This window comes from Sorangium sp. So ce448, from assembly GCF_051520915.1.
GTDB classification, from domain to species: Bacteria; Myxococcota_A; Polyangia; order Polyangiales; family Polyangiaceae; genus Sorangium; species Sorangium cellulosum_B.
The window spans coordinates 11,096,459-11,115,068 of record NZ_CP150343.1; the positions used below are offsets into that span (position 1 = coordinate 11,096,459).

The following is an 18,610-nucleotide window of genomic DNA, read 5'->3' on the forward strand; positions in this document are numbered from 1 at the left end:
GAGCAGGGCGTGGCGCCTGACGTGAAGGCTGACGACGTGAGGGCGGGAATGACGGCGAAGCGGCGCCCGGGCGCGCCGCCCGCGATCCTCGTCGGCACGATGAACTTCGGCGGCCGCACGCCGCCCGAGGAGGCCGAGCGCATCACCCTGCGCGCGCTCGAGCGAGGGATCACCGCGTTCGACACGGCCAACCTCTACCAGGACGGCGCGTCCGAGCGGATCCTCGGCCGGGCGCTCCGGGGCCGCCGGGCCGAGGCGCAGATCGCCACCAAGGTCGGCCTGCGCCGCGTCCGGGGCAGGCCCGAGGGCCTCGGGCGCGAGCGCGTGATCCGCGCCGTCGAAGAGAGCCTCGCGCGCCTCGGCACCGACCGCGTCGACGTCTGCTATCTCCACGCGCCGGACCCGGAGACGCCCATCGAGGAGACGCTGTCGGCGATCGACGCCCTGCTCGAGCAGGGGAAGATCCTGCAGTACGGGGTCAGCAACTTCGCGTCGTGGCAGATCCTCGAGATCATCGCGCGCCGCGACGCCGTCGGGGAGCCGCGCCCCGCCGTCTCTCAGGTGCTCTACAACGCGCTGATCCGCCAGCTCGACGTCGAGTACGCCGCCTTCGCGCGGCGGTACGCGCTGGCCACCGCTGTGTACAACCCGCTCGCCGGCGGGCTCTTGACGGGGCGGCACGCGGGGCCGGAGGCGGCGCAGGCGGGCTCGCGCTTCGAGGGCAACCGCCTCTACCAGCGCCGGTACTGGAGCAGGCGCATGTTCGAGCTCGCGGCCGGCTACGCATCGGTGGCGGCGGACGAAGGGATGAGCCTGCTCTCGCTGTCGTACGCCTGGCTCGCGGGGCGGGACGTCGTCGATTCCATCCTGGTCGGCCCCGTCCGGGCAGAGCACCTCGACGCGGCGGCCGACGCCGTCGGGCGCCCGCTCTCGGAGGAGGCGGCGCGGCGCATGGACGCGCTCTACCGCGATCACCTGGGCACCGACGCGAGCTACGCGCGATGATCGAGCTCCTGCTGCCCGGGGCCAGGGACCTCGATCTCGCGGGCCCCCTGGCCGACTACGCCGCCCGCGGCCACGCCCGCCTCGGGCGCGTGATGACCGACGCGGGGCTCGCGGCGCTGCGCGCGCGCTCGGATGACCTGATGCTCGGGCGCGTCGCGTACCCCGGGCTCTTCTTCCAGCACGACGCCGCGTCGGGCCGCTACGAGGATCTGCCGTACGGCAAGGGCTACCAGGGGCCGAGCACGTCGTACCGGAAGCTCGAGAAGCTCGAGAAGGACCCGCTGTTCCTCGCCTGGATCGAGAACCCGCTCTTCGAGAGGATCGCGCGCGCGCTCATCGAGGGAGAGGTCTCCATCTACCGGGCCGTGCTCTTCAACAAGGCCGCGTCCGGAGGGACGCCGCTGCCGTGGCACCAGGACGGCGGCAGCTACTGGGGGCTGGATCGCGACCCCGAGCTGCAGATCTGGACCGCGCTCGACGACGCGCCCGCCGGCGGCGGCTGCGTGGAGGTGCTGGAAGGCAGCCACATCGACGGGCTCGCGACGCCGCTCGGCGGCGTCGTTCCGCGCGACCGCGTGCGGGCGGCCGACGCGGACGCCCGCAAGATCGCGCTGCCGGCGCGCGCGGGCGAGGCCCTGCTGATCCACAACTACCTCTGGCACTGCTCCGCCGTGAACCGGAGCGGCCAGCCGAGGCGAGCGTTCACCGTCTGCTACATGAGCAGGGCGACCCGCTGCCTCCGGAAGAAGAAGGCCCCCCGCACGTTCACGCCTGTGTTCTGAGCTCCCCCGGGCAGGCGGCCTCGGCGCCGCGGCCCCTCGCTCGCCAGCCCTCCCCTCCCCCTGGCTTCCCCTGGCTTCCCCTGGCTTCCCCGGAACGTTCCCCGGCCGGCGTGACGTTTCGACAATTTTTCGATCCGGTGTCGCATCCAGTTCGCCCCCGTGTCGTAAGGACGGATGCCTGCACCCGCGGCAACCTGCCGCGCCCCCGCGGCGACCTGCCGCGGCGTGGAGCCTCAATTACCCACAGCGGCAATCTGCCGCAGTCACGCGGCACTTTGCCGTCTTGTCGCACCCCGCCAGCAAGCCATAACTGCGCCCGCGCGTCCTTCCGACGCCCACCACAACCCTATGGCTCGGTTCCTGTTCCCACGATGGGCCAACAAAGTGGTTCCGCTGGGGCTGCTCTTCGGAGTTCTGCCCCTCGGCGCCGCTGTGATCGGCGGATTCTGGTACTACGGTACCAACAAACATCTCGAGGTCGGGTATCAGCCGGATCAACCGGTTGACTATTCCCACAAGCTGCACGCCGGCGACCTCGGCATCGACTGCCGCTACTGTCACAGCACAGTAGAGGTATCCAGCTTCGCCGCGGTTCCCCCCACCGAGACGTGCATGAACTGTCATGCCAAGGTGCGGCGGGACAGCGAAAAGCTCCTCCTCGTGCAGGAGAGCTGGGCGACGGATCAACCCATCCCCTGGGTGCGCGTCCACAACCTTCCCGACTACGCGTATTTCGACCACTCGGCCCACCTGGCCGCAGGGGTCGGCTGCGTGAGCTGTCACGGACGCGTGGACCAGATGCACAAGGTCCGGCAGGTCCAGCCGCTCTCGATGGGATGGTGTCTGGACTGCCACCGCAATCCGGGGCCCAACCTCCGCAATCCCGCCGACGTCACCAAGATGGATATGGCACCCGCGACGGCCGCCATGGCGGGCGCCGGCATCCCCGCGAGCCACGAGCCTTACAACGATCGCGTGCCAGCGGTCACTTCCTCCGGGCGGCAGGTGCAGGCGCCGCTTCACTGCTCGGGGTGCCACCGATGAGCAAACGAACTCCTCTCCCCCTCGCCCAGGACCTCTCTGGAAAGACCTACTGGCGCAGCTTGGACGAGCTCTCCGGCTCGCCCGACTTCGTCGACGCGCTCGGGCGCGAGTTCCCGCCGGCCGCGTTCGAGCCGCCGGAGGGCGTCGGGCGGCGCACGTTCCTGAGCCTCATGGGCGCGTCGCTCGCGCTCGGCGGCCTCGTGGGCTGCCGCCGGCCTGTCGAGCAGATCCTGCCGTACTCGCGGACCCCGGAGGAGGTCATCCCGGGCAAGCCGCTGTTCTTCGCGACGGCGCTGCCGATGATGGGCACGGCCTTCGGCGTCATCGTCGAGAGCCACGAGGGGCGGCCCACCAAGATCGAGGGCAACCCGAAGCACCCCGAGAGCGTCGGCGCGACCACCCTCCACATCCAGGCCACGATCCTCGACCTCTACGATCCCGATCGCAGCAAGTCGCCGCGCGAGGGCGCGACCGAAAAGTCGTGGGACGACGCTGCGGCGTTCCTGCGCACCGAGGGCGACAAGCTCCGCGGCCGCGGCGGCAAGGGGCTCACGATCCTGACCGAGGCGCACCGGTCGCCGACGCTGGCCGCGCGCCTCGCCGATCTACGCAAGACGCTGCCTGAGGCGCGCGTCGTCCGGTACGAGCCCTTCTCGCGCGACGCCGCGCGTGAGGGCGCGCGGCTCGCCTTCGGCAAGCCGCTCGAGACAACGCTCGACCTGACGAAGGCGCGCGTGATCGTCGCGATCGACGCCGACCTGTTCGCCTCCGACGGCAGCCCGCTCAAGCAGGGGCGCGCGTTCACGGCGGGCCGCGCTGTCGACAAGGACCCGACGGCGATGAACCGCCTCTACTCCGTCGAGAGCACCTTCACGATCACCGGCGCGGCCGCGGATCACCGGCTCCGCATCCAGAGCCGCAAGATCCCCGCCTTCGCCTTCGCCCTCGCGACCGAGCTCGGCAAGCGCGGGGTCGCGCTCGATCCGGAGCTGCTCAAGGCGCTCGAGGGCAAATCGGAGGGGCTCGACGCCAAGGCGACCCGGCACGTCGCCGCCATCGCCGCCGACCTCGCCGCCAACCGGGGCCAGGGCGCTGTCGTGGCCGGACGCTCGCTGCCGAAGGAGGTCCACGGGCTCGTGCACCTCATCAACCTCGCGCTCGACAACACGGGCAAGGCGGTCCGGCACGTCGCGCCCTTCGACGACTCGCGCGAGGGCCCCGAGGCGCTCGTCGAGCTCGCGCGCTCCATCGAGAAGGGCGACGTCGAGACGCTGGTCATCCTGGGCGGCAACCCGGCCTTCGACGCGCCCGCGGACGCGCGCTTCGCCGACGCGCTCGCCAAGGTGCCCGTGAGCGTGCACGTCTCGACGCACGTCGACGAGACGAGCGAGCGCACCCGCTGGCACCTGAACCGCGCCCACCCGCTGGAGTCGTGGAGCGACGTGCGGGCGGAGGACGGGACGGCCAGCATCGCGCAGCCGCTCATCGCGCCGCTCTTCGGCGGCAGGACCGACGCCGAGGTCATCGAGCTCCTGCTCGGCGGCTCGCGGACGGCCTACGATCTGGTGCGTGCGACCTGGCTGACCGCCGAGGGCGCGAAGCGCACCGAGGACGACTTCCGCCGCGCGCTGCACGACGGCCTCGTCGCGGGGACCCAGCTCGCGGACGAGCAGGTGGCCGCCGCGGCGCAGGGCGCGATCGAGGCGCTGCGCGCGTTCGCGCCCGCCGTGGGCGAGGGCCTGGAGGTGACCTTCCGGCCCGACGCGCACGCGTGGGACGGACGGTTCGCGAACAACGGGTGGCTCCAGGAGCTGCCCCACCCGATGACGAAGCTCACCTGGGGCAGCGCCGCGAACCTCTCGCCCTCGACGGCGGCGCGGCTCGGCCTGAAGGACGGCGACGTCGTGACGCTGACGGGCAGCGGCGCGTCGGTGCGGATCCCCGTCCTCATCGCGCCGGGGCAGGCGGACGACTCGGTGGGCATCACTATCGGCCAGGGGCGGCGCGCGAAGCTCCGGGTCGGCCATGGCGTCGGCGTCGACACGACCCCGCTGCGCAAGAGCGACGCCTTCGAGCTCGCCGGCGGCTTCTCGCTGGAGAAGACCGGCGAGGTCGTCGAGCTCGCGCGCACCCAGGAGCACTTCGTGATGGAGGGCCGCCCGCTCGCGCGGGAGGGCACGCTCGCCGAGTTCCAGAAGGACGCGGAGTTCGCCCAGAAGCAGGTCCACGTGCCGCCGCTCCTCAGCCTGTTCAAGGAGCCGAACCGGCGGCAGGGGCACGCCTGGGGCATGACCATCGACCTCAACGCCTGCATCGGCTGCAACGCGTGCGTCGTCGCCTGCCAGGCCGAGAACAACATCCCGGTCGTCGGCGCCGACGGCGTGCGGCAGACCCGCGAGATGCACTGGCTCCGGATCGACCGCTACTTCCAGGGCACGGACCCGAACGAGCCGGAGAGCATCTCGCAGCCGCTCCCCTGCCAGCACTGCGAGAACGCGCCGTGCGAGCAGGTCTGCCCGGTCGCCGCCACGACGCACAGCCCCGAGGGGCTGAACGACATGGCGTACAACCGGTGCGTCGGCACGAAGTACTGCGCCAACAACTGCCCTTACAAGGTCCGTCGCTTCAACTTCCTCGAGTACAACCAGCCGGACTCGGAGGAGCGGAAGATGCAGTTCAACCCCAACGTCACCGTTCGATCGCGGGGCGTCATGGAGAAGTGCACCTTCTGCGTGCAGCGGATCAACCACGCCAAGATCGACGCCAAGCGAGAGGGGCGGGAGCACATCAAGGACGGCGAGGTCGTGACCGCGTGCCAGGGCGCTTGCCCGACGCAGGCCATCGTCTTCGGCGACCTCGACGACCCCAAGAGCCAGGTGGCCGCGGCGGCCGCTAGCCCGCGCGGTTACAGATTGCTGGACGAGATCAACACCAAGCCGCGGGTCACCTACCTCGCCAAGATCCGCAACAAGAACCCGGAGCTCGCCGACGCATGAGCGCCACAGCACCCCTCCAGGTCGATCACCCCCGGCTCTCGGACCGCGCCGCCCTCTTGGACGAGGCGCCGCTCGTGCAGGGGAAGGACGACTTCCGCTCTCTCACCGACAAGATCTCGGGCATCGTCCTCAGCAAGCGCCCCCCCGGGTGGCTCGTCCTGCTGTGCCTTGCCATCAGCATCCTCTTCATCCTCGCCGGCTCGCTCGTTCACCTCGTCGGGACCGGTATCGGTATCTGGGGGCTGAACACCACGGTCAACTGGGCGTGGGACATCACCGGCTTCGTGTTCTGGGTCGGTATCGGCCACGCCGGCACGCTGATCAGCGCCATCCTCTTCCTCTTCCGCCAGAAGTGGAGGACGAGCATCAACCGCGCCGCGGAGGCGATGACGATCTTCGCGGTCGCGTGCGCCGCCATCTACCCGGTGGCCCACCTGGGCCGGATCTGGTTCGCCCACTGGCTGTTCCCGATCCCGAACCAGATGAGCATCTGGCCGAACTTCAAGAGCCCGCTGCTCTGGGACGTGTTCGCCGTCTCGACGTACGCGACGGTCTCGACCCTCTTCTGGTTCGTCGGGCTCATCCCTGATCTCGCCACGATCCGCGACCGGGCCACGACCCGGACGAAGCAGATCGTCTTCGGGATCCTCAGCCTCGGCTGGCGCGGCTCGCACCGCCACTGGCTCCACTACGAGAAGGCCTACCTGATCTTCGCCGGGCTCTCGACGCCGCTCGTGCTCAGCGTGCACACGATCGTGTCGTTCGACTTCGCCGTCTCGATCGTCCCCGGCTGGCACACGACGATCTTCCCGCCGTACTTCGTCGCCGGCGCCATCTTCAGCGGGTTCGCGATGGTCGTCACGCTGATGGTCTTCGCGCGCAAGGCGTTCGGTCTCGAGGGGCTCATCACGATGCGGCACCTCGAGAACATGAACAAGGTCATCGTCGCGACCGGCACCATGGTCGGTTACGCGTACGGGATGGAGCTCTTCATCGCCTGGTACAGCGGCAACGGCTACGAGCAGTTCGCCTTCCGGAACCGCATCCTCGGCCCGTACGCCTGGGCCTACTGGACCATGGTGAGCTGCAACGTGATCTTCCCGCAGCTCTTCTGGTTCAAGAAGGTGCGCACCAGCATCCCCGCGATGTTCATCATCTCGATCCTGGTGAACATCGGGATGTGGTTCGAGCGCTTCGTCATCATCGTGACGAGCCTCCACCGCGACTTCCTCCCCTCGAGCTGGACCTACTTCCGCCCGACCATCTGGGACATCTCGACGTTCTTCGGTTCGTTCGGCCTCTTCTTCACGCTCTTCCTGCTGTTCGTCCGCTACCTGCCGATGGTCGCGATCAGCGAGGTGAAGGGGGTCACGGCGGCGGCCGATCCTCACGGCTCGCACAGCAACGACGAGGCTCATCATGCAGCGTAACAGCGATGCCCGACGCCAGAAGCGCTCCGGGAAGCCCGCCTCGGCCGAGGAGGCACGAGCGCTCAAGGACTCCGCGCGCGACAGCCAGCCCGACATCCAGCCGCAGGGCCACGTGCCCGAGGACGACGCGGAGTACGACGAGCCCCGCGAGAGCGGGCCGCACGGGCAGGCCGCGCTCGCGATCGAGCGCAAGCTGGAGCGCAAGGCCGAGCACGAGGCGGACGGCGAGTCGACCCTGTTCGGGGTGATGGGCTACTTCACGACCCCGAAGGACATCTTCCACGCGTGCGAGGCGCTCCGGGACGCCGGGTACAGCCGCTTCGACGCGCACACGCCGTTCCCCGTGCACGGGCTGGAGAAGGCGATGGGGCTCAAGCCGTCTCCGCTGCCGTGGCTCGTGCTCGGCGGCGGGGCGGCGGGGCTCACCAGCGCCATCGCCCTCGCCTGGTACACGCAGTACTACGACTATCCGCTCATCATCAGCGGCAAGCCGTCGTTCTCGTACCAGGCCTTCATCCCCATCTTCTTCGAGCTCACGGTCCTCTTCGCGGCGCTCACGTGCTTCTTCGGGCTCTTCGCGCTCGGGCGCCTGCCCACCTTGTTCCACCCCACCATGACGCACCCCTCGTTCCCGCGGGCGACCGACGACGCCTTCTTCATCAGCGTCGAGGCGAGCGACCCGAAGTTCGACTCCACGGAGACGCGCAACCTCCTCCAGCGCCTCGGCGCCCAGGGCATCCGGGAGGTCTCCTCGTGAAGCGCTGGTGCATTCCCCTCCTCGTCGTCCTGGCAGGCTGCCGCGGACAGGCGAGCAGCGATCCGCCGATCCACCTCTTCGGAGACATGGACTGGCAGCCCAAGTTCCAGCCCGAGGAGGGCACCAGCCTGTTCCCCGACGGGCGGGCGATGCGGCCGATCGTCGAAGGCACGGTGGCCCAGGGAGCGCTCGACGAGAGCGAGGCCTACCGCACCGGCAAGGACGGCGAGACGTTCCTGGCGTTCGCGCCCATCACCGTCGATGAGACGGTGATCCGGCGCGGCCAGGATCGCTTCAACATCTACTGTGCGCCGTGCCACGACCAGAGCGGGAGCGGCCAGGGCATGGTGGTGAAGCGCGGGTACCCGCCCCCCATCGACCTCGCGTCCGAGCGGGCCCTCGGCCTGCCCGACGGCGAGATCTTCAACGTCATCACGAACGGCGTGCGCAACATGCCGTCCTATCGGAAGCAGATCCCGGTCAAGGACCGGTGGGCGATCGTCACGTGGGTGCGCGTGCTGCAGCACAGCCAGCACGCGAGCGTCGACGACGTACCCGAGGCCCAGCGGGGCAACATCGCGAAGGAGAGCGGAACTCCATGAAGTCCCACGGAAGTGCTCTGGCCGAGGACACGAAGGTCCTCGATCCGGCGGTCGCGAAGCGGCTCGTCTCGGGGGGCATGGTGCTGGCGATCGTCGGCGTGGTGCTCTCGGCGGCGGCCGCGGTCTCCGACGCGAAGCGCTTTGCGTTCTCGTACCTCACCGGCTTCACGTGGCTCGTGACGATCGGGCTCGGCGCGCTGTTCTTCGTGATCATCCAGCACCTGACCCGCGCGCGCTGGTCGGCGGCCGCGCGTCGCCACATGGAGTGGATGAGCGGCATCCTGCCCGCCTGCATCGTGCTCTTCCTCCCGGTCGCGGTGCTCGCCCACGACATCTACCATCACTGGATGGGGCCCGACGCGGCGAACGATCATGTGCTCCACCAGAAGGCGCCCTACCTGAACCCGACGTTCTTCTACATCCGCGCCGTGGTGTTCCTCGCGGCGTGGGCGGGCCTCGCGCTCTGGTTCATCAAGACCTCCCGCGCGCAGGACAAGAGCGCTGATTTCCGGCCCACCGCGAGGATGCGCGCCGGGGCGGCCCCGGCCGTCATCGTCTTCGCCCTGACCATCTCGTTCGCGGCGTTCGACTGGCTGATGAGCATCGACCCGCACTGGTATTCGACGATCTTCGGCGTCTATGTGTTCGCCGGCTCGGCCACGAGCTCCCTCTCGGCGCTCGCGCTGATCACGATCGCGCTCCACAAGGCGGGGCTCCTTCGCAAGGTGAGCAACGTCGAGCGCCAGCACGACATCGGCAAGCTGCTCTTCGGTTTCACGATCTTCTGGGCCTACATCGCGTTCTCGCAGTTCATCCTGATCTGGTACGCGAACATCCCGGAGGAGACGATCTTCTACCAGCACCGCTGGGAGGGCTCGTGGAAGGTCGTGAGCCTGGCGTTGCTGTTCGGGCACTTCGTCGTTCCGTTCATCGTCCTCCTGTCGCGGCACGCGAAGCGGAGCCCGCTCGTGCTCGGCGCGGCGTCGGTGCTCCTCCTCGTGATGCACTACGTCGACCTCTACTGGCTCGTCATGCCGAACGTGGATCACCACGGCGCGCACCTGAGCTGGATCGACCTCGCCGGCCTGCTCGGCCCGCTGGGCGTGGGCGCCTGGATGCTCGCGCTCCAGGCGGCCAAGAGCCCGCTGTATCCCCTGAACGACCCTCACCTTGCCGAAGCGGCTCGGATCGACAACCCGTAAGGAGCCGGCCATGAGCGAAGCGACCGACAACACAGCGACCGATCACGCCGAGGCCCAGGCCGAGGCGGATCGACCGAACAACTCGCTCATCTTCGTGATCGTGATCGCCACGCTGCTCTCGATCGTGGCGGTCGTGCTCTTCGTCAACGAGATCTTCAAGGCGACGATGGAGCACGAGATCTCGACCAAGGTGCTGGAGCCGCCGAGCAGCGGAGTCCGCAGCCTGCGGGCCTGGGAGAAGGAGCGGCTCAGCCACTACCAGTGGGCTGACGAGAAGAAGGGCGTCGTCCGCATCCCGATCGATCAGGCCGTCGCGCTCACCCTGAAGGATTACCAGGAGAAGCGCGTGCGGACCGCGGCCGCTCCCGCCGCGACGACCGAGGGCGCGCAGCCCGCGGACGGCGCGGCGAAGCCCGCCGAGGGCGCCGCCGCCGGCGAGCCGTCGAAGGGCGAGGACGCAGCGAAGCCGGGCGACAAGGACGCGGCGAAGCCCTCGGACGCCGCCAAGCCTGCCGAGACGGCCAAGCCCGCCGACGCCGTGAAGCCCGCCGAGACGGCCAAGCCCGCCGACGCCGTGAAGCCCGAAAAGCCCGCGGACGCCAAGCCCGCCGCGCCTGCAGGCGCGGCGCCCAAGCCCGCAGCCCCGGCGACCCCCGCTCCGGAGCAGTGATGTCCCGCCCGCTGTCTGCCCTGCTCGCCGTTCTCGCGCTCGTGGTGGCCACGGTCACCCCGGCGCGGAGCGCGCGAGCTGCGGACACGACCATTCCGACGGAGCTCGCCGGCATCGACATCGAGGAGCGGCCGGGAGCCCTGCTCCCGCAGAAGCTCAGGCTCCGCGACCAGTCGGGGCAAGAGGTCGAGCTCGCCAGATATGCGGCGGGCGACAAGCCCCTCGTCCTGGTGCTCGGTTACTTCGAGTGCCCGATGCTGTGCTCGCTGGTCCTGAACGGCGTGCTCCAGGCCATGAAGGAGAGCGCCTGGACGGCGGGCGAGGAGTACCGCGCCCTCGTCGTCAGCTTCGACCCCCGCGACACGCCCGAAGCCGGGCGCAAGAAGCGGGCGAACTACCTCGAGGCGTACGGCAGGCCGGTCACCGGCGACGGCTTCGACTTCCTCGTCGGAGACGAGGCGTCGGTGCGCGCGCTCGCCGACGCGGTGGGCTTCCACTACCGGTGGGACGACACGACCAAGCAGTACGCACACGCGGCGGGCGCGTTCGTCTTCACGCCCGACGGGCGCCTGTCGCGCACGCTGTACGGCATCTCCTTCCCACAGAAGAACTTCGGCCTCGCGCTGCGCGAAGCGGGCAGCGGGCAGGTCGGGAGCGCCTGGGATCGGGTGCTCTTGTTCTGTTTCCACTACGATCCCAACGCCCGAGGGTACGTCCTGGCGACGAGGCGGCTGATGATGGCGTCAGGCGCCGTCACCGTCGTGCTCATCGGGCTCTGGCTCATTCGCTTCTGGCGGACTGAACGCTCCCGCACGAGGGCGCGTGTAAACGAGGCTTCCTAGATACAAGGTGGCGGAGCCACAACTATGGTGATGAAAAACCCGATCGAACTCGGCTCCTTCTGGCTGCCCCGCCAGGGCTCGACGCTCGCTGAGCGAATCGACGCCGGCTGGGCTGCGGCTTACTGGGTCTCCGTCTTCTTCTTCATCCTGGTCACCGGGGCGGTCGTGCTGTTCGCCCTCAAGTACCGACGGCGCAGCGAGCGCGACAAGACGAGCCCCATCGATCACAGCACGACGGTCGAGGTCGTGTGGACGCTGATCCCGCTCGCCATCGTGATCGCGCTCTTCTTCGTGGGCTTGCGCGGCTACGTGCACGCCTCCGTGGCGCCGGCCGAGTCGTACGAGATCAACGTCACGGGCGAGATGTACCTGTGGACGTTCACCTACCCCGACGGGACGACGACCGTGAACGAGCTCGCCGTGCCGCGGGGGCGCCCGGTGCGGCTCATCATGAGCTCGAAGGACATCCTCCACAGCTTCTACATCCCGGAGTTCCGCGTGAAGCAGGACGTGGTCCCGGGGTCGTACACGTCGCTGTGGTTCGAGGCGACGGATGCGCGGGAGACCGTGCTCCTGTGCACCGAGTACTGCGGCTCCGGTCACTCGGACATGATGGCGACCGTCAAGGTGCTCGAGCAGTCGGACTTCGAGAAGTGGCTCGAGGGCAACAACAACAGCGACCTGCCGCCCGAGGAGCTCGGCAAGCTGCTCTTCGCCAAGCGGAGCTGCGCGACCTGCCACTCGCTCGACGGGACGCGCATCCAGGGCCCGTCGCTCAAGGGGCTCTTCGGCCGCGAGGAGGAGCTCGCGGACGGGGCCAAGGTCATCGCGGACGAGAACTACTTCCGCGAGAGCGTGTTCAACCCCGGCGGGCAGGTTGTTCGCGGCTATCCGCCGGTGATGCCGTCGTTCAAGGGGCTCCTCAAGGACAAAGAAGTGGACGCGCTCATCGCTTATCTGAAGTCGGTGAAGTGAGCGCCGGGGAGAAGCAGTCATGTCGCAGACCGTAACAACCCTCGACGTCAATACGGCACCCGCCGGCGGCCATGGAACGGACTACATCCGGGCCCAGAGCGGGATCATGTCGTGGCTCACCACGGTCGATCACAAGCGGATCGGCCTGATGTACCTCATCAGCACGTTCATCGCGTTCGCGATGGGCGGGCTCTTCGCGCTGATCCTCCGGCTCGAGCTCCTGACGCCGAAGGAGACGCTCATGAGCGCGAACACCTACAACCAGATGTTCACGCTCCACGGCGCGGTGATGACGTTCCTGTTCATCATCCCGAGCATCCCCGGCGCGCTCGGCAACTTCCTCCTGCCGATCATGATCGGCGCGAAGGACGTCGCCTTCCCCAAGCTGAACCTGCTCAGCCTGTACCTCTACTGGATCGGCGCCCTCTTCACGCTGTCGTCGCTCGTCACGGGCGGCATCGACACCGGCTGGACGTTCTACGTGCCGTACTCGAGCACGGTGACCACGACGTCGGTCCTGAGCGTCACGTTCGGCGTGTTCATCCTCGGCTTCTCCAGCGTGCTCACGGGGCTGAACTTCATCGTCACGATGCACAAGCTCCGGGCGCCCGGGATGGGCTGGTACAAGATGCCGCTCATGCTCTGGGCGATCTACGCGACCAGCATCGTCCAGATCCTCGCCACGCCGGTCCTCGGCATCACGCTCCTGCTGCTCATCGCAGAGCGCGCGTTCCACATCGGCATCTTCGATCCGGCGCTCGGCGGCGACCCGGTGCTCTACCAGCACTTCTTCTGGTTCTACAGCCACCCGGCCGTCTACATCATGATCCTGCCGGGAATGGGCATCATCAGCGAGCTCATCGCCGTCCACGCGCGGCGCAGGATCTTCGGCTACAAGGCGATCGCGTTCTCCAGCATCGCCATCGCGCTGGTCGGCTTCCTCGTGTGGGGCCACCACATGTTCACCTCCGGCCAGAGCGAGTTCGCGGCGATCATGTTCTCGTTCCTGACCTTCCTCGTCGCCATCCCCAGCGGCGTGAAGGTCTTCAACTGGACCGCCACGCTGTGGCGCGGCTCGATCAGCTTCAACGCCCCGATGCTCTACGCGCTGGCGTTCCTCATCCTCTTCTCGATCGGCGGGCTCACCGGCGTCTTCCTCGGGATGCTCAGCGTCGACCTGCACCTGCACGACACGTACTTCGTGGTCGCGCACTTCCACTACGTGATGGTGGGCGGCACCGTCATCGCCTTCATGGGCGGGCTCCACCACTGGTGGCCCAAGATGACGGGGAAGATGTACTCCGAGAAGCTCGCCGCCGTCGCCTGTGCGCTCATCTTCATCGGCTTCAACGTCACGTTCTTCTCGCAGTTCGTCCTGGGCAGCCGCGGGATGCCGCGCCGCTACTACAACTACCTGGACCAGTTCCAGCCGCTGCACGCCTTCTCGACCGTGGGCTCGTGGATCCTGGGCCTCGGCTTCCTCCTGATGTTCATCGGCTTCATCCGCTCGCTGCGCTCCGGCGCGCCGGCGCCGGCGAACCCCTGGGGCGGCCTCAGCCTCGAGTGGACCACCGCTTCCCCGCCCATCACCGAGAACTTCGTCCGCACCCCGGTCGTGACCAAGGGCGCCTACGACTTCAACACGGAGAACGCATGAGCGCGCACGCCGAGGCCGCCGACCGGCCGAACAAGGCAGGCACCGCCCTGTCTGCCGACTTCCACGTCGCCCATCATTTCGATTCCGCCGACACGCAGTTCGACGCCGGCAGGATGGGCATCTGGCTCTTCCTGGTCACGGAGATCCTGCTCTTCGGCGGGCTGTTCTGCGCGTTCGCCATCTTCCGGGGCTGGTTCTTCGACTCGTTCGTGGAAGCCCACCATCACCTCGACAAGGTGATGGGCGGCATCAACACGATCGTGCTCATCTGTTCCAGCCTGACGATGGCGCTCGCCGTCCGGTCTGCGCAGAGGAGCGACCAGAAGACCACCACCCGGCTGCTCGTGGTGACCCTGCTCTGCGCGGCCGTGTTCCTTGTGATCAAGTACTTCGAGTACCAGCACAAGTTCCACGACGGCCTCCTGCCCGGGAAGTACTTCACGGCCCAGGGCTTCACCACGGCCCACGCGGGGACGTTCTTTGCCATCTACTTCATGATGACGGGCATCCACGGGCTGCACGTCGTCATCGGGATGGGGCTCATCACCTGGATCCTCATCCGCAACCTGCGCGGTGAGTTCTCGAGCCGTTACTACTCGCCGGTCGAAGGGGTGGGGCTGTACTGGCACCTCGTCGACCTCATCTGGATCTATCTCTTCCCCCTGCTCTACCTGGTGGGCTGAGGCCTAGAGGACAGCATGTCGACACACGCAGAAGCAGCTGGCGCGCACGGGCACGGGCACGGCCATGGTCACGGCGCGGACCACGTGCCTCACGTCCTGCCGCTCAAGGTCTACATCGCCACGTGGCTCGCGCTGCTCGTGCTCACGGTCGTCACCGTGGGCGCGAGCTACGTCGACCTCGGCGCGGCCAACCTGGCGATCGCGATCCTCATCGCGACGACGAAGGCGGGCGTCGTGGCGCTCATCTTCATGCACCTCAAGTGGGACCATAAGTTCCACACCCTGATCTTCGCGTCGTCGCTCATCTTCCTGGCGATCTTCATCGGCTTCACGATGTTCGACACGGCCAACCGCGGCCGGGCCGAGGGGATCGAGGCCGAGCGGCCGGCGGACATCAAGGCGCCGTTCGACGGCAAGCGCGCCGCCGACGACTGGAGGATGAAGCGGGCACACAAGGCGCCGCCGCCGCCCGCGCAGCACGGCAACGCAGCCGAACAGGCCAAGTGACCGGCCCGGGGCCGAGCGCCCCGCCGGCGCGAGGCCGAACGTAATTCAGCCAACAATTACAAGTCGCGGTATTCGCTGGGGTTTTTCCTGACACCCCTCGGATGTGGGCCGGGGCGCACCTCGCGCGTGCTCGCGGCTTTCGTGCGCGGTACAAGGGACCGGATGCAAGGCAACGTCGGAAGGTTGCTCCGGGATGGACGCCGGACGCCTCGACCGCGCCCTGGAAAGCCCCCCTGTCCGCGCGCGGATGCACTCCTCCTTCCAGCCATGGTCGCTTGACGCAGGGCACGACCCCGCCAAGAGCAGCGCTCCCCCGGCGGCGCGCCGGCGGCTCGCGGTCCTGCTCTCCGGGCCGAAGCCCCCGTCCTGGGACACCGCCGACAGGTGGCTGATCCAGCTGCGGTGGGGGGCGATCGCGGGGATGATCGCGACCACGGTCGCGGGCAGGAAGCTCGTCCCCGACCTCGGGCTCGCTCCGCTGATCGTCGGCATCGCCGCGATCGCGGCGGCCAACGTCGCCTGGACCATCCGGGTCGGGCGCGCGCGCCGGCCGGACGGGGGCGAGCCCTCGGCGCGCGAGCCCGCGCAGGATCACGCGCGCGCCCAGCTCGTGGGCGACGTGATCGCGAACGCCTGGATGCTCTGGTTCTCGGGCGGGCTGGCGAACCCCTTCGCCGTCTTCCTCGCCTTCCACATCGCCCTCTCCGGCCTGCTCTGCCCGCGGCGCACGACCGTGCTCGTGGGCCTGTTGACGCTGGCCGCGATCGCCGTGCTCACGTACGCGACGCCGCTGCCGCTCGACGCGGCGCCGCTCGGCGGCGAGCGCATCCGGCGGCTGGGCGACCTCGTGTCGCTCACGTCGCTGACGCTGTTCCTCGGCTTCTTCGTCGTCGTCTACGCGCACAGGCTCGAGGAGCTCCGGCAGCAGAGCCAGCGGAACGAGCGGCTGGCGATGCTCGGGCGCATGGTCGGCGGGATGTCGCACGAGCTCAGCACGCCGCTCGCGACGATCCTCCTCGCGAGCAAGGATCTCGTCGACGTGGCGCGCGAGACGGGCTCCGAGGACGCCGCGCGCATGGCCGAGACCGTGGCCGGCGAGGCGCGGCGCGCGAGCGACATCATCGGTCTGATGCGCGGCCAGATCCGGCTCGATCAGCGGCTGGAGCCGCTCGAGCTCACCCGCTTCGTGCGCGACCTGGCGAAGGTCGAGCTCGCGCGGCTCGGCTACCGCGGCGAGCTCGCGTTCGACACGCCGCGGCCGGTGCAGGCGGACGTGCTGCGGCCGGCGCTCTGCCAGGTGCTCGTCAACCTGCTCGCCAACGCCGCCGAGGCGACGGCGGACTCGGCCGAGCCGCGGATCGAGGTGAGCGTCGTCGAGCGCGGCGACGTCTGCGAGATCGCGGTCTCCGACAACGGGCCGGGGCTCAACCCCGACATCGCCGGGCGGCTCGGGGAGCCGTTCCAGACGACGAAGATGGAGCAGGGAGGCATGGGGCTCGGGCTCTACATCAGCTCGATGATGGCCTCCCGCATGAACGCGGTGCTGCGCATGGAGAGCGTCGAGACCGGCGGCGCGAAGGCGACCTTGCGCCTCCGCCTCGACGGGAGCACGGGCCCCATGGACGCGGATCTGCCCGGCGCGCTGAAGCGCTCCGGGGCCGCCTGAGGTGAAGATGACGCGACGGATCGAGACGGCGCTCCTCGTGGACGACGACGACGCGTTCCGCACCACCCTGCAGGGTGCGCTGCGCCGCCGCGGGGTCGTGGCGAGGACCGCGGCGACGATCGACGAGGGGCTCGTGGCGCTCGAGTACGAGCCGGTGGACCTCGTGGTCATCGACTACCGCATGCCGCGCGGCGACGGGCTCAGCGCGCTCGCCCAGTACCGCAAGCTGCAGCCGGACGCGGCGATCGTGATGCTGACCGGGTTCGGGGACATCCCGCTCGCGGTGGCGGCGATGCGCGAGGGCGCCGACACGCTGCTCAGCAAGCCCATCGACGCGGACAAGCTGCTGCGCGAGGCCGCGAGCCTCCGGGAGCGCCAGCGGCCCCCGCCCTCGGCCTCGGCGGCGCCGACGCCGCCGCCGGGGAGCCTGAAGCTCGACGATCTCGAGCGCGAGGCGATCCGCGCCGCGCTGCGGGAGTCGGGCGGCGTGGTGGCCACCGCGGCGAAGCTGCTCGGGATCGACCGGCGGACGCTGCAGCGGAAGCTGAAGAAGCTCGGCTAGCCGCGCGCCGGCGCTCCCGGGCGGGCCGGGGCTAGGGCTTGCCGAGCGCGTCGAGCGCGCCGAGGACGTCCCTCACGACGTCCTCGGTCTCCTCGATGCCGACCGACAGGCGGATCAGCGCGGGGGAGATGCCGATCGCCGCGAGCTGCTCGTCGCTGAGCTCGTGGAAGCTCATGATGCAGGGCTGCTCGATGAGCGTCTCCACGCCGCCGAAGCTCGGGGCGATCGCGGCGATGCGCGTCCCGTCCACCACGCGCGAGGCCGCCTCTCGCCCGCCGCGCACGGTGAAGCTCACGACGCCGCCGAAGCCGCGCATCTGCTCGGCCGCGACCTTGTGATCCGGGTGCGACGGGAGCCCGGGGTAGAACACGCGCTCCACCGCGGGGTGCGCCTCGAGCGCGCGCGCCACGGCGAGCCCTGTCGCGTTCTGCCGCTCGATGCGGAGCGCGAGCGTCTTCATCCCGCGCCCGATCAGCGCCGCGGCGTGGGGATCCATGATGCTCCCAAGCACGCTCCGCATGTCGCGGATCAGCGAGATCAGCGCGCTCGAGCCGGAGACCGCGCCGCCCAGGACGTCGTTGTGGCCGGACAGGTACTTGCTGGCGCTGTGGACCACGAGGTCGATGCCGCGGCCGATCGGGTCGGAGTTGCAGGGGGTCGCGAACGTCGCATCGACGACCGTCTTCACCCGCGCCTTCTTGCAGATCTCGGCGAAGCGGGACAGGTCGATACAGTGGAGGTAGGGGTTCGTCGGCGACTCGCTGAGCGCGAAGCGGGTGCGCGGCCGGATGGCCGCCTCGAGCTGATCGAACGCGCCCGGGTCGATCAGCGTGTGCTCGACGCCGAGCCGCGAGAGCACGTTGATCACGAACTGCCGCGTGCGGCGGTACACGTCGCGGAACAGGATGACGTGGTCGCCCGCCTTGAGGAGCGCGAACGCCGTGGTCGTCACCGCCGCCATCCCGCTCGCGAAGAGCAGGGCGTCCTCCGCGCGATCGAGCGCCGCGATGCGCTGCTCGACCTCGCGCACCGTGGGATTGCCGTACCGGCCGTACTCCTGCCGCTCGGGATCCGCGTCGCCTCCGGCGAAATAGCGCTCGAGGTCCGCCGTGTTCGCAAAGGTGTACGTCGCCGTCTGGGCGATCGCAGGCGCGAGGGTGTGGGAGGGGCGCTGGCGGAGTACGCCCGCGTGCACGGCTTCGGTCGAGTTCGGCAGAGCGGTCTTCATGG

The 18,610-nt window shown here is 69.2% G+C and carries 17 protein-coding genes; 16 read left to right on the plus strand and 1 reads right to left on the minus strand.

Annotated features, from left to right (window positions below; genetic code table 11):
• Positions 1-9: 9 nt before the first annotated feature.
• From WMF45_RS41915 to WMF45_RS41990, 16 genes are all read left to right on the plus strand, one after another.
• The gene (locus WMF45_RS41915) at positions 10-1,005 is read left to right on the plus strand and encodes an aldo/keto reductase (RefSeq protein WP_437711926.1); all 996 of its coding nucleotides are present in this window, start codon (positions 10-12) and stop codon (positions 1,003-1,005) included.
• Positions 1,002-1,787 carry a phytanoyl-CoA dioxygenase family protein gene (locus WMF45_RS41920; RefSeq protein WP_437711928.1) on the plus strand — a complete coding sequence of 262 codons (786 nt, stop codon included), beginning with the start codon at positions 1,002-1,004 and terminating at the stop codon, positions 1,785-1,787. The genes WMF45_RS41915 and WMF45_RS41920 overlap by 4 nt, the downstream gene beginning before the upstream one ends.
• Before the next feature lie 348 nt (positions 1,788-2,135).
• A complete protein-coding gene (locus WMF45_RS41925; RefSeq protein ID WP_437711930.1) occupies positions 2,136-2,831 on the plus strand; it encodes a cytochrome c3 family protein in 696 nt (231 codons plus the stop codon).
• Positions 2,828-5,827 carry a TAT-variant-translocated molybdopterin oxidoreductase gene (locus WMF45_RS41930; RefSeq protein ID WP_437711932.1) on the plus strand — a complete coding sequence of 1,000 codons (3,000 nt, stop codon included), beginning with the start codon at positions 2,828-2,830 and terminating at the stop codon, positions 5,825-5,827. The genes WMF45_RS41925 and WMF45_RS41930 overlap by 4 nt, the downstream gene beginning before the upstream one ends.
• Positions 5,824-7,257 carry an NrfD/PsrC family molybdoenzyme membrane anchor subunit gene (gene nrfD, locus WMF45_RS41935; protein ID WP_437545833.1) on the plus strand — a complete coding sequence of 478 codons (1,434 nt, stop codon included), beginning with the start codon at positions 5,824-5,826 and terminating at the stop codon, positions 7,255-7,257. Before WMF45_RS41930 ends, nrfD begins: the two co-directional genes overlap by 4 nt.
• Positions 7,247-8,014 carry a DUF3341 domain-containing protein gene (locus WMF45_RS41940; RefSeq protein ID WP_437711934.1) on the plus strand — a complete coding sequence of 256 codons (768 nt, stop codon included), beginning with the start codon at positions 7,247-7,249 and terminating at the stop codon, positions 8,012-8,014. Before nrfD ends, WMF45_RS41940 begins: the two co-directional genes overlap by 11 nt.
• Positions 8,011-8,616, plus strand: coding sequence for a c-type cytochrome (locus WMF45_RS41945; protein ID WP_437711936.1), 606 nt, complete (start codon positions 8,011-8,013; stop codon positions 8,614-8,616). The genes WMF45_RS41940 and WMF45_RS41945 overlap by 4 nt, the downstream gene beginning before the upstream one ends.
• Positions 8,613-9,818: a hypothetical protein gene (locus WMF45_RS41950; RefSeq protein ID WP_437711938.1), complete on the plus strand. Its 1,206-nt coding sequence runs from the start codon at positions 8,613-8,615 to the stop codon at positions 9,816-9,818. Before WMF45_RS41945 ends, WMF45_RS41950 begins: the two co-directional genes overlap by 4 nt.
• A gap of 10 nt (positions 9,819-9,828) precedes the next feature.
• Positions 9,829-10,488: a hypothetical protein gene (locus WMF45_RS41955; RefSeq protein ID WP_437711940.1), complete on the plus strand. Its 660-nt coding sequence runs from the start codon at positions 9,829-9,831 to the stop codon at positions 10,486-10,488.
• On the plus strand, positions 10,488-11,330 hold the full coding sequence (locus tag WMF45_RS41960) for an SCO family protein (protein WP_437711942.1): 843 nt from the start codon (positions 10,488-10,490) through the stop codon (positions 11,328-11,330). Before WMF45_RS41955 ends, WMF45_RS41960 begins: the two co-directional genes overlap by 1 nt.
• A 30-nt stretch (positions 11,331-11,360) precedes the next feature.
• On the plus strand, positions 11,361-12,305 hold the full coding sequence (coxB, locus tag WMF45_RS41965; protein ID WP_437711944.1) for a cytochrome c oxidase subunit II: 945 nt from the start codon (positions 11,361-11,363) through the stop codon (positions 12,303-12,305).
• 19 nt (positions 12,306-12,324) lie between these two features.
• The gene (gene ctaD, locus WMF45_RS41970) at positions 12,325-13,962 is read left to right on the plus strand and encodes a cytochrome c oxidase subunit I (protein WP_437711946.1); all 1,638 of its coding nucleotides are present in this window, start codon (positions 12,325-12,327) and stop codon (positions 13,960-13,962) included.
• A complete protein-coding gene (locus WMF45_RS41975; RefSeq protein WP_437711948.1) occupies positions 13,959-14,645 on the plus strand; it encodes a cytochrome c oxidase subunit 3 family protein in 687 nt (228 codons plus the stop codon). The genes ctaD and WMF45_RS41975 overlap by 4 nt, the downstream gene beginning before the upstream one ends.
• Before the next feature lie 15 nt (positions 14,646-14,660).
• Entirely contained in the window at positions 14,661-15,152 is a 492-nt protein-coding gene (locus tag WMF45_RS41980) for a cytochrome C oxidase subunit IV family protein (RefSeq protein WP_437711949.1), read from the plus strand.
• A gap of 193 nt (positions 15,153-15,345) precedes the next feature.
• On the plus strand, positions 15,346-16,818 hold the full coding sequence (locus tag WMF45_RS41985; protein ID WP_437711951.1) for a sensor histidine kinase: 1,473 nt from the start codon (positions 15,346-15,348) through the stop codon (positions 16,816-16,818).
• Between the two features lie 7 nt (positions 16,819-16,825).
• Positions 16,826-17,380 (plus strand): response regulator transcription factor, encoded by a 555-nt coding sequence (locus WMF45_RS41990; protein ID WP_437545854.1) that lies wholly within the window; start codon positions 16,826-16,828, stop codon positions 17,378-17,380.
• Between the two features lie 31 nt (positions 17,381-17,411).
• Here WMF45_RS41990 and WMF45_RS41995 read toward each other — a convergent pair whose 3' ends face one another.
• Positions 17,412-18,608, minus strand: a complete 1,197-nt coding sequence (locus WMF45_RS41995; protein WP_437711953.1) for a trans-sulfuration enzyme family protein — start codon at positions 18,606-18,608, stop codon at positions 17,412-17,414.
• Positions 18,609-18,610 lie beyond the last annotated feature (2 nt).